Origin of the sequence: Bradyrhizobium zhengyangense (assembly GCF_022012555.1) — a bacterium.
GTDB lineage: Bacteria > Pseudomonadota > Alphaproteobacteria > Rhizobiales > Xanthobacteraceae > Bradyrhizobium > Bradyrhizobium zhengyangense.
Genome location: NZ_JAKLTZ010000007.1, coordinates 161,547 through 176,185 on the forward strand (window position 1 = coordinate 161,547; position 14,639 = coordinate 176,185).

The following is a 14,639-nucleotide window of genomic DNA, read 5'->3' on the forward strand; positions in this document are numbered from 1 at the left end:
GTGGGGCTCAAGGGGGATGGGGGCGGACTCCCCGGCATTCCGGGGCGCGGCGAAACCGCGAGCCCGGGATCCGTTGGGCCGCGCGCCATGCGCGCAGAGCGATTGGCAACGCCCCGGAATCTATCTCCGCTTTCGGTGAAATGACGAAGATCGCCGATGCTGAACGCCGCAACGAAGGTTAGGCGAATTTCCGTACATCGCGCAACGTGCATTCTGGAATCGTATGGATTCCGAATTGCATAAGTGCTTGCTTCTGCCCTCCTCTAGGTATTCTAGCTTTCGGAGTGATTCGCCCGATTGCCCATTCATGCGAGGCCCTATGACAGAAAGTGACGCCAACGGCGTTGTTAAGTCAGTGGTTAAGGCGGGTGCGGAGGTCGTCACCGAAGTCGCCAAGGCTGAGCAGGAGACGCAAAAGACCTATCAGCGCGGTTTGGACCTTTTGGGCCGCGTGGGAGGCTATTTAGCAGGGCTGTTTGAGCCCGCATCGCGCGAGCTAAGTCATATCTTTGGCGACCAGATGCGGTTTTGGCGCTTCAAGAACGGAGTGCGTATCCTAGAGAAGGCTCAGACCATAGTTGACGAGCGGGGCCTAAAGCCAGAACAGCTGAAGGCGCTGGGGTTTGGGGAAGGGCTTCTGATTATGGAAGCCGCTTCTCTAGAGGAAGACGAAAGTGTCCAAGAGCTATGGGCACGATTAATGGCAAATGCTGTCGATCCTTCGGCTTCGGTTAAGCCTGAGAAGGTCTACATTGATATCCTGAAGTCTCTTTCGACCAGAGAGGTTTTGTTTCTGGAGCTAATTGCCAAGATCGAAGATCAAAGCCGGAAAAGATTTAAGACCCAGCAAGAGCATCAGACGTTCGTGAACGCGATGAATGCTCTGGCCGATACACATTGGCGGCAGTTTCTCCCCGATGAGCGAGCCATATCCATACAGAACCTTGTGCGTCTTCGGTGCGTGACCTTCCGAGCTAGGTCCGTTGACCTACATAATTTGTTTGGACGCGTCCCTCTCCAAAATGACATGGGCGTGAGTGTCGGGAATTGGGCGGTCGTCAATCCAGATAAGTTTCAGCGAGTACTTGGGGAATTGATCGAGCGCCAACTTGCGGCGAGCGGCATGATGGATTTTCCAACCGGAGGTACATCCACCATCTCCCAATTTACCTTTGGGATGCCGCTGCTCCCTGAAGCAAACTTCATGCTGACGCCCCTTGGAAGTGGCCTTCTAACTGCGTGCAGACGTGAGAACGCACCGGAGGCTTGCACGCAAGAAGCAAACCATGAAGAGTAAACCAAGTCCAAAAACAAAAGCTGCGGAGGAACTCTATCGAACATTCTGCAAGAAAGCTGAGATCATACACCACTTCGCTGAGAACCTAGCGCAGACGCTCGGAGTGTTTCACGGCCTGAACGAAACAGGTCAAAAGCTGAAGCTCGAAGGGAGGCCATCGGCGCGCTAAGCACCATCTTGTTTGACCAGTTGCAGATTATGGTGATCAGACTATGCGCACTATGCGACAACGGCACCAGAAATGATGACGCGTCGCTTGGACAGCTTGTGGAGGACGTGAGCACTTCCGACTTCCAACGATTCTTGATCGACAAGGAAACGCAGTGGCAGCGTGCCGTCGGTCATAGGGCAGGGCCGACCAGAGACATACCGAAGTTGATGCGGGCGCTAAAGGCGCGATGGTCCGCCCTAAAGGCAGAGCAGGACGCCCTAACGAGGACAAAGCACTACCGAAACAAGGTTCTCGCCCACGCCACCACTGGGCTTGATCCAAGCCAGAGGATTCTCATTCGCGATATCTGGCGCCTGTCTCGATTGGCGTTGAGCGTCGCTAAGTACATCAGGCTCTTGTTGGAGGGCGACGAGTGGAACTATCTGGAGCATTCAGAGGACGGCAAGACTTACGGTAGGATGTTGGTGCGTTCGTTACATCGCGACAACAAGGCACGTGGACTTTAGAAAGAGGACGAAACAGATGGCTCTCAGCGAACGACTGAAGATCCTACAAGATGCAATGTCCGCTTACAGCGACATGACGGTCAAGAGCTTCCGCACCATCGAAGCGCTTGGAGATGCCGTCGTGCGGCATCTGCCGATCTATCTAGGTGAAGGGTCTGAAGCGCGGGGTGTACCGCCTGAAGGCGAGTATCGAGAGGAGGTCGGCGACTACCGGGGTGCAAAGTTCAGCACGCATGACAAAGGAACCTTGAGGCTAGCTCCTATCCAGATGGGTGTTGCTGTGGGGATTCCGCGCACAAACGGCAAGGGCAAGTTCTGGCCGCGCGTGGTCCTGGAATTCGAGATGATTGGCGACGCCATAACGGTTAGGATCGGTGACAGCCCGCGCGCGCTTAGAGGCATTCCACTCAACTTCAGCGAAGATGACGTTGAACGGGTCTGTGAGGAGATTCACGAGTACATCAGGGCAGTGCTGGAGAGTCCCGTTAAAGTCGCGACTGCCGTGGGCAAAGGGAAACTTGGCTTCCTCTAGCGCGGGTCGGACGGCACTCATGGAAGTCACCATCGGCAGTAGCGATTTGACGGACTACGCTCGGCAGCGGATTGCGCTCGCCCTCTATGCAAAGGGTCAAAGTTTCCTTGGCGCGTCTATTTTGCTGCAAGACCATGGGGGCGACGAATATGTGGTGCTCCACCTAGTCTGCCAAGGTACCGAAATCATCGCGAAGGCGCTGCTGTTGCTGCTCGACTACAAGAAGTACGACAAGGTGATCAGGGGATACGGGCACGACCTGGAAGGCGTCGCACTGGCGGCTCTAAAGGTCTTTGGCCTCCAACCCATGCGCCCGGCGCTTGCGCAGGAAGTGAAGGCACTGAATGTTTTTTATAAGGGAAACCTTCTCAGATATAACGGTCTTCCCGACATCTTTATCGATCCAAAGACAATCGACCGGCAGCGGCTGTTGAGGAGAACCACGGCTGTCGTTCGGCTTGCAAACCGAGAAATAGCAAAGTTGGCGCAGCCTTAGAGGGTTGCTCCGTTTAGTGCACTGTCACCGTAATCCGAGGACCATGACCGTGCCTCCGCGCCGGAGCTATGATGGATCGGAGAGGAGCCGGAAATGGCGCAACGCTCAAAATACGACGAATTGCACGATCGCTACCACGCGATCTTGAGTACGAAGGCTGGCACCCGCTACGAAATGCTGGCGGCCATGGTCTTCAAAAGTCTTGAAGACAAAAACACGGTTATTCATCACTTGCAGTTGACGGGGGACTCAGACGTCCCGCACCAGATTGACGTGTCGATCGAGAAAAACGGAAAGGCCTGGCGGGTCATCATCGAGTGCAAGGATTTTGACATATCGGGAGATAAGGTGGGCCTCGATATTGTTCGAAACTTTCGTTCAGTCGTCGAGGATACAAACGCCGATGAAGCCATTATTGTCACATGCACAGGCTATACGCGCGACGCCCAGAAATACGCCAAGGCGAAAAATATCAAGCTTGCGGTTCTGCGCGGAGCCGAAGAGCGCGACATGGAAGGCCGCATTAAGACAGTCGTCGTCAATCTCCATATCCAGAGCGCGAAGAACCACAGCATGACTATGAACATGTCCGAGGCGAACAGGGACCTGTTTGCTGCGGAATGCCTGCGAGTAGGAATTACCGGAGGAATTCACATCATGCACCCGGTCTTCCTCGTTCGCGGCGCCGAACGTCACCAATTCACGTCGTTCATGTCAGATAAGGTCAATAGCAGCCCGGCACAGAAACTTCCGTCAGGCCTTTACGAAGTGAGGACATTGCCCGACGGATGGTCTTTGCAAGTCGAGAGCGGGCCTCTCATCCAGTTTGATCTGATTTCAACGACCTATGAAATGGGTGTGCAGACCATCGAATTAAACATTACCTCGGACCGTATTGCAGAAATGATCCTAGCTGGCGTCGGCGACCACGATATTCTGATATTCGACGACCAATTGCAGCAGCGTAAAATTGACGCGGAGACGGGCGAAATTCTTTGAAGTATCGTTAGTACGTATCACGTGCTTTGCGTGCCACGCCGTCGCTATCTCAGCCGCGTTGGCGCAGGCCGCGCTCCAATTCACTATGCAAATGACCCGATCACAGCCGACAGGGCGCTGAGAAATATCGACGCGCCCGTCTATTGCGCCGCAATTTTATTGAGGCGGGCAGACTCGTTTGCCCCCAAACCAGACCGGCAATTTCCCCCATGTGAGCAAGCTCGTAGCAACCATTAAACGGTGGTTGCTACGAGCTGTCACACCAATCGATTTGCCGTTCTGAGCGCGCGCCTGCTCATTTCTGAGCCTTCCTCTGCTCAATCCGCGAATTGCAGCTATCGATCCAAGCCTTGAAATCATCTTTGGCGGTCTTCAGAGCTGGTATGTCGGGATAGGCAAGGTCCATCAATCGCGATGTTATAGCTGGATTCTTTGCCTCATCCGCCGTGCTCGTTGCCCACTGCATCCTGCCATGAATGGCGGAGACAACCTGCTGAAACCTATAGATCGGAGTTTCGACAACATCCGCACTGTTCATATTTGGCGCACCTAAGGCCGCCAGCAGTTCGGATTGGTAGTAGCGATTTTTGGGAATGAACTCGCGATAAAGAACATTCTCCATCAAGTGCAGGGCACTCGAAATCTCTTGGAGTCCGTCGCGCATGTCGAAGACGGTTTTTTGATTCAGATTCAATTGGGGGATGGGGCTGAATCCGGTTAGGAGCTTCTCTGAGACTGCGATGACCTCTGGGCCCCTGCTGTTCAAAATCACTGATAGACCTTGAAGCGCCTCTTCTTCCTTTTGTGTTAGTGGTTGGCTGGGTGTCAGCGGCGGCTGTTCCGGTGCCGACTGCTGCTTCGCTACATGCAATTGGCTCTTGTCAACGGTCGCCGAACCTTGACTAGCGAGCATGTAAATGCCTGTTGCCAGAATAGCGGCCCCGATAGCTATGAAAACGAAAGCCAAACGTTGCCTCCCCTCGGGTTTGGTCAGGCCTTCAAAGACCTTCCAATAGATTGCGACCCCGAGGGAGATGAAACAACCTATGAGGGCTCCGCCAGCTTGGACGAAGTGCCCCTCCACTGCTCGCTCGACTGCCACTAGCAGCAAAATCCAGGGAGCGTTGCCCAGAACAAGATTGAGGGCATCCTCCCATGTTTTCGGCACAGCAGAATCAGACATAACCACCCACGAGGGGCGAAGACTGCCCTATTCACTGGATAGCCTCCCCTACTTGTAGGGTAGGGCGAAGACCTCCATCCCTCAAGAGGGGGATCATTCCACAAGGGGAGAGTGTGAAGCAGCCTACCGAATGACGACCGCCCCTACGCCTGCTTCCCCGCAATGATCTCCTGCAAGGTCGCCACATGCCGCGCAAACGCGCCGCGGCCCGCCGCTGTGGCCGTCACCGTCGTCTGCGGCTTCTTGCCCACAAAAGCCTTCTCCACCGAGACGTAGCCGGCCTTGGCGAGGGTCTCGATATGCGCGCCGAGATTGCCGTCGGTGGCGCCGGTGAGTTTTTTCAGGCGGGCGAATTCCAGGCCTGACGCCACAGGCAATGCGTTCAGGGCCGCCATGATCTTCAGCCGCAGCGGCTGATGGATGATGTCGTCGAGCTCGGCCATCAGATCCGCCGCATCCAGAGGCCGCCGAGGATCAGGCCGCCGCCGTTGACGAAGGCCATCCAGAGCGGGAAGGCCTCGCCGATGTAGAAGAAGCCGATCAGCGTCAGCGCGATGATACCGAGGCCGATGGCGACGAACGCATAGCCGAACCAGAGGCCGGCGAGCGTGTAGAACAACATGAAGTAGATCGGCCAGAAGGCGCCGAGCTCGCGCGGGCCGAAATGACCGAGCACATCGGTGCAGATGTTTCCGAACGCGAAGAACAGCGCGAACACCAGCACGATCCTGACGTCGAAGGCTTGGCTTTGGCCCTGGATTTGCGACGGCGTCAGCAATCGGATGGCGATCAGGCCGCCGACACCGAGGATGTCGACGGCGGGCCAGGCGTAGCGCGCGTAGAACGGCCACGCCCAAGTCACCAGATTGCCGGCGAAGACCAGAACGCCCCACCACAGCGCCGCAAGGCTGGCCAGCTCATAGAGCTGCGACTGCTTCACGCGCTGGACGATGTCGTCGATCTCGGCCAGCGCGGCGGACGCCTCCTTGCTGTCGATCATGACTGGCCCGCTCCCCGCGTTGCCACGTCCTCGGCAATCGCATTGACGGCCTTCGGGTTGGTGACCATGCCCATGTGGTTGACGCCGTCGATGATCTTGACATCGATATCAGGCCTGATGGCCTGCACGACTTCCGCATATTTGGCCGAGATCATCATCTCGTCCTCGCCGCCGCCGAAGATCGTCATCGGATGCGTCACCGCAGGCAGATCGAGACGATAGCCGTGCGTGGCGAAATTGCGCATCAGGCGGTCGGAATAGGTCGCGGTGAGAATGCGCTCCGAATTCGCAGGCACCGCGAAGGCGAGTACCGGAAGCTGCGAGCAGCAGTCGATGCCGAGCTTGCGGAGCGCCGTGAGACCGAGGAAGCGCGGGATGTCGGCATTGGCCCAGCCGCCGGAATGCGCGACATTGGTCGGCGCGTCATAGCCGAGATAGGGCGCGACCAAGACGGTGCGGACGAACAGATCCTGGATGATCGGCGTCGCGGCGATGCGGAGCGAGAAGCCGGCGCCTGCGGAATGGCCGACCAGCGTCAGCGGCAGATCCGGCGCACTTTTGCGGACATGGGCGACGAAATCGACGAGGTCGTCCTCGAGCTGGCCGACATAGCCGATGTCGCCGCGCGTGCCCGAAGCACCGTGGCCGCGCGTATCCAGTGCCCAGGTCTCGACGCCGTGCGCGGCGAACGCCGCGGTCAGCGCGTGATTGACCGTGGCGGAGGAGCCGGACGAGCCATGGATGAAGATGGCACCGCGACCGGTGTCCGCGCCCTTCGCCTGATAATGGCGGTAGCCGAGCCAGGTGCCGTCGCGGGCCTGGAAACGCTCCAGCGGCGGCAGCGTGGACCAGTCGATGCCCTTGGCGGAATCCGAGACTGAGCGCATCTCCGCGGGCCGCTGCAGCGGCGTCGCGATCAGGGCGGTCAGGATCAGCGCCACGGCGCCGACTGCGCACAGACCCCATTTGAGCAAGCCCAGCACCCCTCGCAGCAGACGCGTTGCCATGGTCGAACTCCCTGACCAGATCATCGTTAGAGAACTCTATAATACAGAGTACTCTTCTATACGACCCCCCAAATCGGGATTTCGAAGCGCACCCAGAGCTCGGATCACCTCTCCCGCAGGGAGAGGTCGGATCGCATCGCAAGATGCGATCCGGGTGAGGGGATCTGGTCTCACTGGGCGCCGCGCCCCCTCACCCGGATTGCACTGGACGATGCTTCGCATCGCCAGGAGCAATCTGACCTCTCCCCGCTGGGGAGAGGTGAACCACGGACAGCCGACCGAATCTCATTTCGTCGCGCTTTGGATGGCGCTAGCCGGCGAAAATCCTTAACGTCGAGACTGATCCCAAAATGCCGAATCGTTTGCCGATGCCGCCTGCGGAACAACTTCACAACGCACCCGAATTCACCGTTTCCGAGCTGTCCCAGTCCCTGAAGCGGACGGTCGAGGACACCTATGGCCATGTCCGGGTCCGCGGCGAGATCTCCGGCTTTCGCGGCGCCCATTCCTCCGGCCATTGCTATTTCGCGCTCAAGGACGAGAGCGCCAAGATCGAGGCGGTGATCTGGAAGGGCGTGCACGGCCGCATGCGCTTCAAGCCCCAGGAGGGGCTTGAGGTGATCGCGACGGGCAAGCTCACGACCTATCCGGGCTCGTCGAAATACCAGATCGTCATCGAGGCGCTGGAGCCGGCCGGCATCGGCGCGCTGATGGCGCTGATGGAAGAGCGCAAGAAGAAGCTCGCCGCCGAAGGCCTGTTCGACGAGGCGCGCAAGCAGCTCTTGCCCTGGCTGCCCGAGGTGATCGGCGTGGTGACCTCGCCGACCGGCGCGGTGATCCGCGACATCCTGCATCGGCTGGAGGACCGCTTCCCCCGCCACGTGCTGGTGTGGCCGGTGAAGGTGCAGGGCGAGGGCTCGGCCGAGCAGGTCGCGGCCGCGATCCGCGGCTTCAACGCGCTGCCCGAGGGCGGCAAGATTCCGCGGCCCGACGTGCTGATCGTCGCGCGCGGCGGCGGCTCGCTGGAGGATCTCTGGTCGTTCAACGAGGAGATCGTGGTGCGCGCGGCGGCCGAGAGCATGATCCCGCTGATCTCGGCGGTGGGACACGAGACCGACATCACGCTGATCGACTTCGTCGCCGACAAGCGCGCGCCGACGCCGACGGCGGCCGCCGAGATGGCCGTGCCGGTGCGCAGCGAATTGTTCGTCGAGGTCGCCGATCTCGGACGCCGGACCCACGCCTATTGGATGCGCGCCCATGAGAGCCGCCGCAACGAATTGCGCGCGGCCGCACGCGCGCTGCCGTCGGCTGGCGATCTGCTGGCGATTCCGCGGCAGCGGCTGGATTCGGCAGGCAGCGCCCTGCCCCGCGGGCTGAAGGCCAATACGCATGCGCATTTCCGCAGGTTCACGGCGGCGAGCTCGAAGCTGACGCTGCGGGTGCTGCACGGCCAGATCGCGCAGGCCGGGCACCGGCTCACCGTGTGCGGCGAGCGGCTCGGCCTGTCCGCGCGCTCGCTGCTGCGACGGCGGCGCGACCGCTTCGCCGGGCTCGAGGTGCGCCTGCGTGCCTCAAAACTCTCCAACGCGCAGGCGCAGCGCAACGCGATTCTCCGCCAGCGCGAGCGCACGCAGCGGCTTTCCGAGCGCGCGGGCCGCGCGCTGGTGACGTTGCTGCAGCGGCTCGATGCCCGCGTCGAGAACAGCGGCAAGCTGCTCTCCGCCCTCTCCTATCGCGGCGTGCTCGCCCGCGGCTTTGCGCTGGTGCGCGATGATTCAGGCCATCCCCTGCATTCGGCCGACAGCGTCGGACCGAATGCGCGGATCGCGATCGAGTTCGCGGATGGACGCGTGGGCGCGACGGCGGATGCGGACCGCGCCGAGCCGATGGCCAAGCGTGCGCCGGCGCAGCCGAAGCCGGCCGCGCCGGAGACAAAGGCTGCACCGAAGCGCGTGGCCAAGCCGGTGGATCAGGGCAGTTTGTTCTGAGGCGTCTTCTGTCATTCCCCGCGAAAGCGGGGAATCCAGTACGCCGCGGCTTCTCGGTGACTCACTGACGTCTCGGAGTACTGGATCGCCCGGTCAAGCCGGGCGATGACAGCCATGGTGTGGAGACAGTCCGTCGTCCCTGCCCTACCGGCAGGACAGTCCCGCGTCCATCGTGGTCCAGAAGCCGCAATGATCCGGCGCGAGTTGGGGCGAGCCGGCCTGGGCTTCGAACAGGAAGACCGCGACGGTGAAGATGGCCAGTGCGGATGAGAAGATGAGGATGCGGTTGCGCATGACAGATGCGTTTAGCCGACATCATGGTCGAACTAAGGCACCGCCGCAGAATGAAACCCGCCTTCGCTCCGTCGAGCTGCGGCGTGGCAAGCCCGCCCATCCGCCTCTACCGAGCTAAGGCGCGGCGAGCCGGCTCATTCGCGCTATCGCGACAGCCACGCCGCGACTTCCTTCTGCGACTCGTTACGCGCCTCGGAATCGGTGCCGAGATGGCCGTGCTCGGGAACGGCGGCGTCAGAGCTGCCGCTTGTTGCGTGCAGCGGCGTGTTGGCGCGGTCGAAATCGTGATAGGCGCCGGGATAGACCACGATGCGCGCGAGCGCGCTGCGGCCGTGCGCGCCGTCCACCATCTGGCGACAGGCCGGCGGCGAGGAGACGTCGTCATTGGCGCCGATCAGCACCAGCGTCGGCACCCGCGTGCTCCAGCCGAGACCGGCGGAGATCCGGCAATCCGGATAGAACGCGATCGCGGCGCGGAAATCCGGGCCCGCATCGCGCGCCGCGCTTTGCGGACGCACCGCCCAGAGCAGCGCGCTGGCGCCATTGGCCCAGCCGATCAGGCTGACGCGGTCGCGGGCCACCCAGTTCTGCTTCATCAGCCAGGCGCGCGACGCCGCGATGTCGGTGACGCGCTCGCGCCGCGCCTTGACGTGGATGTCCTTGACGCGACATTGCGGGCCGAGCTCGCGTGAACCGTAACTATCCGGCAGCAGCACGGCATTGCCTGTCTTGAGCAGACGCTCGGCCCAGTCGCGATAGCGCGGCTGGACGGAATCGGAATGACTGCCGAGGCCGCCGCAGCCGTGCAGTGCGATCACGGTCGGGAATGGGCCCGCCCCCTCCGGCTTGAACAGCTGCGCATGCAGGACGCCTGACGACAGCGGAATTTCGACGGCCTGCGGCGCAGGCGCCGGCGCGGCGTGCGCGGCCGACATCAGCAGTGCCAGGAACAGGGCGGAAGTTACGGGGCGCATCGGATTCCGTCGCAGGAGGTGCCGCACAGCCTCAAGCACTATCACGCGCAAACGGTTGCAAAACATCACAAACCGGTGGGTTTAACGGGCGGACAAGCCACCCTATCTATGCTACATCTGGTCCAACACATCGTGCCCTTCCACGGAGACTTTCGACCGTGCTGAACAAGTTCGGCCCCTCGGGCCATGGCGAAGCCCAGGTGCAATATCTCGACGGCGATTTCCGCGTGATCTCGCCGGGGACGTTCGTGCGCTGCGCCATCACCGACACGCGGATCCCGCTCGACGAATTGAAGTATTGGAGCGTGGATTTGCAGGAAGCCTACGCCACGCCAGCCGCCGTGCTGCAGCGGCATTTTCCGAACGCGCCGAAGCCGCAGAATTGAGGCCTCCGGCGCGCGTCTATTGCTGCTCCGCGCCATCCGTGCCCACGCAGGTCTTGATCGCGCTCTTGCGCGCCTCGCCGACCAGCTTCTGATCGATCGCCTGCTTCAGGCAATCGAGCCGCGCCTGCGCCATGCAGAGCTGCATCTGGTCGCGCTTGTCCTGGCCCTGCAAATTCTGCGTCGAGCCGAGGCAACCCACGCGCTTGGTCGCAGGAACCGGCACCGCGGCGCCTGGAGCCGCGGGAGCCGTCGTCGTTTGCGCCGACGCGACAGACAGGCACACAAGGCTGGCGGCAACGGCGGCAAAGGGCAGTTTCATCGGTGTCTCCAGGATCGAATGAGATCGATAGAGAGTTGGCGATGAATGTCGGCTGAATAGCACCACCTGTTTCCGATCGCGACAGATCGTGGGCACGGCGCAAGAGCGCCTTTGCCCACTCTACGAGAGCAGCATCTTATCGCTGGCTGAAGCGGCGCTCGCGAGCCTTGTAGAGATGGTCGCTGATCAATTGCTTCAACTTGGCCGGATCGTCGAATTCGAGCGCTACCTTGAACGGCACGATGCCATCGGGCACGCCCTCGGTGCCACGCAGGCGCGCGAGATCCTTTTCCGTCGTCACCAGGGTGAGCTGCTCGCGCTGCGCCTCAGTTGCGAGCGCGGCGAGTTCGAGCTGCGAGAACATGTGATGATCGGCAAAGGGGCGCGTGCGCGCGACCTCGATGCCGCTGGCACGCAGGGTGCGGAAGAAACGCTCGGGATCGCCGATGCCGGCGAAGGCGAGAACCTTTTTGCCGAAGAGTTGCGCGACCGAGGCCGCATCCGGCTTCAGGCGAGCGCGCAGCTCGGGCTTGTTGCGCTTGGCGAGCTCGGCCGCGACATCGTTGGCGGCGCGGCCGTCGCCGATCATCACCAGCGCATCGGTACGCGAAAGCTGCGCCCGCAGCGGCGCGCGCAGCGGACCTGCGGGAAACACCTTGCCGTTGCCGAGGCCGCGCTCGCTGTCGATCACGATCAGCGAGGCGTCCTTCAGCAGTTTTGGATTCTGGAAGCCGTCGTCCATCAGGATCACGGTGGCGCCTTGCGATTTCGCCAGCACGACGCCTTCGAGACGATCGCGTGCGACCGCGACGGGTACGTCGCGGACCATCATCAAGGGCTCGTCGCCGACGTCAGTGGCGGTGTGACGTTCGCGGTCGACCATGACAGGCCCCTTCAGGCGCCCGCCATAGCCGCGGCTGAGCACCACAGGGGTTTCGCCGAGCTCGCGCAGCAACTTCGTCAGCGCCAGCACGGTCGGCGTCTTGCCGGCGCCGCCGACATGGTAATTGCCGACGCAGAGCACGGGGATGCCGGCGTCAAAGCCCTGGCGCGCCATGCGGCGCGCGGTGATGGCGCCATAGAGTGCGCCCAATGGGCCGAGGAGATGCGACTTCGGGGAACGCGGCCGGTACCAGAAGGCCGGCTCACGCATTGGCGGCTCCCATCTCGATCCGCAACTGCATCAGATACGGCTCGAGTGCCGTCATGGTGCGATCGAGCGCGCCGCCGAGCTCCTCGACCACGCCAGCACCCGCGCGCTGCATCTTGTCGCGCACGCTGGGCTCGGCCAGCAACAGGCCGAGCTGCTTCGTCAGCGCCTCCTGCGTGTCGGCCTGGCGCGCGCCGCCGCTTTGATCGAGCGCCGCGTAGACATCGGCGAAATTGAACACATGCGGGCCATGGACGATGGCCGCCCCCAGCTTGATCGCCTCGATCGGATTCTGCCCGCCGTGGCGGATCAACGATCCGCCCATGAAAACAACAGGCGAGAGGCGATAGAACAGGCCGAGCTCGCCCATGGTGTCGGCGACATAGACATCGGTGGCGGCCGCCAGCTGCTCGTCGCGCGAGCGCAGCGCCGGCTTCAGACCCGACGCCGTGATCATGCCAGAGATCGACGAGCCGCGATCCGGATGCCGCGGCACGATCACGGTGAGGAGCTGCGGGAAGATGCCGACGAGGCTGCGATGCGCCGCGACCAGCATCTCGTCCTCGCCCGGGTGGGTCGAGGCCGCGACGATGATCGGCCGGCCGCGCGTCATCGTCATCAGCCGTTCGAGCTTGACGGGATCGGCCGGCGGCGCCGGCACGTCGAGCTTGAGATTGCCCGTGGTGACCACGTCGCGGCCGCCGAGCGCGGAGAAGCGTTCGGCATCGGTCCTCGACTGCGCGAGGCAGATATCGAAGCGCGACAGCAGCGCCGAGATGGTGCCGTACATCCGCCGCCAGCGCGGGAAGGAGCGCGGCGACATCCGCCCGTTGATCAGCACCATCGGCACCCGGCGCGCCGCGCCCGCCAGGATCAGGTTCGGCCACAGATCGGATTCGATGAACAGCGCCAGCGACGGCTTCCAATGGTCGAGGAAGCGCGCGACGTAGCGCGGAGAATCATACGGCACGTATTGATGGATGACGTCGGGCGGAAAGCGTTTTGCGACGACCGCGGCCGAGGTGACCGTGCCTGAGGTGAGCAGGATGCGCAAATTGAGATCGCGCAGGCGCTCGATCAGCGCCGCCGCAGCCAGCACCTCGCCGACGCTGGCGCCGTGGATCCAAACCAGCGGGCCGTGCGGTCGCACATCCCGGCTGAGCCCCCGCCGCTCGCCGACGCGCGCGGGATCCTCCTTGCCCTGCTTCAGCCGCCGCTTGATCAGTGCAGGCGCGAGCGGCACGAGGCTCGTCGCCAGGCGCCGATACATCCGCAGCGTCATCGGCAGGGACTTCGGGACCGCATGGGGATGGGGCAGCGAGCTAGCCATCTGCAGGCCCCTTGCGCCCGAGCTGCGCATAGGCGCGGCGTGTGGCTTCGTTCAACGTGTCTTCCAGCTCCTGCCGCAGCTCTTCCATCTTCGCTGCGTCGGCGTCTGCGGGAACGTGGATTTCCTTGATGCCGACCAGAGCGCCCCGGCCGAACGGCAGGTTGATGGTGGTGCGGTCCCAGTTCTTGAGCCTGATAAAGCGGCTGGTCGCCATCGCAAAAGGCATGATCGGCCGCCCCGATTCCCGCGCGAGCATGATGATGCCGAGGCCGGCCACGCGCGAACGCTTGGGCACATCGGCGGTCAACGCGACATTACAACCGTCTTGAAGCGTGTACACCATTTCCCTGAAGGCGCCGACACCACCCTTGCGGTGGAACGCGCCGCCGTGATCCCCGGACCCCCTGATGGTGCCGATGCCGAGCCGCTCGGCGGCAACCGCGTTGAACTCGCCGTCGCGGTGGCGGGAGATCAGCACCTTGGCCCGGTAAGAGTCCTTGTTCTTGATGAAGGGGGTGAGGAAATGCTGACCGTGCCAGAACGCGAAGATCGCCGGCATGTGCGGCTCGACGAGCTCATAGACGTCAGGCGGATCGAACGTGAACCTGTTGGTCCGCCAGACCAGACGCAGATATTCGGCCGCCAGGACCCCGACGGCACGCTGAAACCAGCTGCTTCGCAGCGTATTGCGAAGCAGTTTTTTCAACGCGCCTTCGTTTCTTCGTTCGGGTCGAGCAACCGGTGCAGGTGGACGATGAAATAGCGCATCTGCGCGTTGTCGACCGTGCTCTGCGCCTTGGCGCGCCAGGCGACATGGGCGGACGCATAGTTCGGATAGAGGCCGACGATCTCGACGTCGTCCAGGTTCTTGAAGGTGTTGTGCTCGAGGTCGAGCAGCTCGCCGCCGATGACGAGGTGAAGCAGTTGTTGCGGGGCACTATCTGACATGAGTTCGGTTCCTAACAGGCTGCCCGGCAAAGCAGTGGTCGACAAGCACGCCGAC

General features: G+C 62.0%; 18 protein-coding genes. 7 read left to right on the forward strand and 11 right to left on the reverse strand.

The window, feature by feature from the left end:
• The first annotated feature begins 319 nt into the window (after positions 1 to 319).
• The 5 genes from L6639_RS26210 (at position 320) to L6639_RS26230 (ending at position 4,002) form a co-directional block, all read left to right on the forward strand.
• Positions 320 to 1,297, forward strand: coding sequence for an Abi-alpha family protein (locus L6639_RS26210; protein WP_237864513.1), 978 nt, complete (start codon positions 320 to 322; stop codon positions 1,295 to 1,297).
• 177 nt (positions 1,298 to 1,474) lie between these two features.
• Entirely contained in the window at positions 1,475 to 1,975 is a 501-nt protein-coding gene (locus L6639_RS26215) for an AbiU2 domain-containing protein (RefSeq protein ID WP_237864514.1), read from the forward strand.
• A gap of 16 nt (positions 1,976 to 1,991) precedes the next feature.
• Positions 1,992 to 2,507, forward strand: coding sequence for a hypothetical protein (locus L6639_RS26220; RefSeq protein ID WP_237864515.1), 516 nt, complete (start codon positions 1,992 to 1,994; stop codon positions 2,505 to 2,507).
• A gap of 19 nt (positions 2,508 to 2,526) precedes the next feature.
• Positions 2,527 to 3,003 (forward strand): hypothetical protein, encoded by a 477-nt coding sequence (locus L6639_RS26225; protein ID WP_237864516.1) that lies wholly within the window; start codon positions 2,527 to 2,529, stop codon positions 3,001 to 3,003.
• Between the two features lie 93 nt (positions 3,004 to 3,096).
• Positions 3,097 to 4,002: a restriction endonuclease gene (locus L6639_RS26230; protein WP_237864517.1), complete on the forward strand. Its 906-nt coding sequence runs from the start codon at positions 3,097 to 3,099 to the stop codon at positions 4,000 to 4,002.
• Between the two features lie 295 nt (positions 4,003 to 4,297).
• Here L6639_RS26230 and L6639_RS26235 read toward each other — a convergent pair whose 3' ends face one another.
• The 4 genes from L6639_RS26235 to L6639_RS26250 form a co-directional block, all read right to left on the reverse strand.
• Complete coding sequence (locus tag L6639_RS26235) at positions 4,298 to 5,185, reverse strand: hypothetical protein (RefSeq protein ID WP_237864518.1); 888 nt, start codon at positions 5,183 to 5,185, stop codon at positions 4,298 to 4,300.
• A 143-nt stretch (positions 5,186 to 5,328) separates the two neighbouring features.
• Positions 5,329 to 5,628, reverse strand: a complete 300-nt coding sequence (locus L6639_RS26240; protein ID WP_237864519.1) for a winged helix-turn-helix domain-containing protein — start codon at positions 5,626 to 5,628, stop codon at positions 5,329 to 5,331.
• Positions 5,628 to 6,185, reverse strand: coding sequence for a hypothetical protein (locus L6639_RS26245; RefSeq protein ID WP_237864520.1), 558 nt, complete (start codon positions 6,183 to 6,185; stop codon positions 5,628 to 5,630). Before L6639_RS26245 ends, L6639_RS26240 begins: the two co-directional genes overlap by 1 nt.
• A complete protein-coding gene (locus L6639_RS26250; RefSeq protein ID WP_237864521.1) occupies positions 6,182 to 7,192 on the reverse strand; it encodes an alpha/beta hydrolase in 1,011 nt (336 codons plus the stop codon). Before L6639_RS26250 ends, L6639_RS26245 begins: the two co-directional genes overlap by 4 nt.
• Before the next feature lie 350 nt (positions 7,193 to 7,542).
• Between L6639_RS26250 and xseA the strand changes: the two genes are divergently transcribed.
• Positions 7,543 to 9,183, forward strand: coding sequence for an exodeoxyribonuclease VII large subunit (gene xseA / locus L6639_RS26255; RefSeq protein ID WP_237864522.1), 1,641 nt, complete (start codon positions 7,543 to 7,545; stop codon positions 9,181 to 9,183).
• A 144-nt stretch (positions 9,184 to 9,327) separates the two neighbouring features.
• Here the strand turns inward: xseA and L6639_RS26260 are convergent, their stop codons facing one another.
• Entirely contained in the window at positions 9,328 to 9,477 is a 150-nt protein-coding gene (locus L6639_RS26260) for a hypothetical protein (protein WP_237864523.1), read from the reverse strand.
• A 143-nt stretch (positions 9,478 to 9,620) separates the two neighbouring features.
• A complete protein-coding gene (locus L6639_RS26265) occupies positions 9,621 to 10,451 on the reverse strand; it encodes a dienelactone hydrolase family protein (RefSeq protein WP_237864524.1) in 831 nt (276 codons plus the stop codon).
• Positions 10,452 to 10,609: 158 nt separating this feature from the next.
• Here L6639_RS26265 and L6639_RS26270 point away from each other — a divergent pair, with 158 nt between their 5' ends.
• The gene (locus L6639_RS26270) at positions 10,610 to 10,837 is read left to right on the forward strand and encodes a DUF2093 domain-containing protein (RefSeq protein ID WP_237864525.1); all 228 of its coding nucleotides are present in this window, start codon (positions 10,610 to 10,612) and stop codon (positions 10,835 to 10,837) included.
• Positions 10,838 to 10,853: 16 nt separating this feature from the next.
• Here L6639_RS26270 and L6639_RS26275 read toward each other — a convergent pair whose 3' ends face one another.
• The 5 genes from L6639_RS26275 to L6639_RS26295 all read right to left on the reverse strand — a co-directional run bounded on the left by L6639_RS26275 (position 10,854) and on the right by L6639_RS26295 (position 14,584).
• Entirely contained in the window at positions 10,854 to 11,156 is a 303-nt protein-coding gene (locus tag L6639_RS26275) for a hypothetical protein (protein ID WP_237864526.1), read from the reverse strand.
• 136 nt (positions 11,157 to 11,292) lie between these two features.
• Positions 11,293 to 12,309 (reverse strand): tetraacyldisaccharide 4'-kinase, encoded by a 1,017-nt coding sequence (lpxK, locus tag L6639_RS26280; protein ID WP_237864527.1) that lies wholly within the window; start codon positions 12,307 to 12,309, stop codon positions 11,293 to 11,295.
• On the reverse strand, positions 12,302 to 13,666 hold the full coding sequence (locus L6639_RS26285; protein WP_237864528.1) for a 3-deoxy-D-manno-octulosonic acid transferase: 1,365 nt from the start codon (positions 13,664 to 13,666) through the stop codon (positions 12,302 to 12,304). The genes lpxK and L6639_RS26285 overlap by 8 nt, the downstream gene beginning before the upstream one ends.
• Complete coding sequence (locus L6639_RS26290; protein WP_237864529.1) at positions 13,629 to 14,342, reverse strand: lysophospholipid acyltransferase family protein; 714 nt, start codon at positions 14,340 to 14,342, stop codon at positions 13,629 to 13,631. The genes L6639_RS26285 and L6639_RS26290 overlap by 38 nt, the downstream gene beginning before the upstream one ends.
• Positions 14,339 to 14,584, reverse strand: a complete 246-nt coding sequence (locus tag L6639_RS26295) for a DUF4170 domain-containing protein (RefSeq protein ID WP_237864530.1) — start codon at positions 14,582 to 14,584, stop codon at positions 14,339 to 14,341. Before L6639_RS26295 ends, L6639_RS26290 begins: the two co-directional genes overlap by 4 nt.
• Between the last annotated feature and the right edge of the window lie 55 nt (positions 14,585 to 14,639).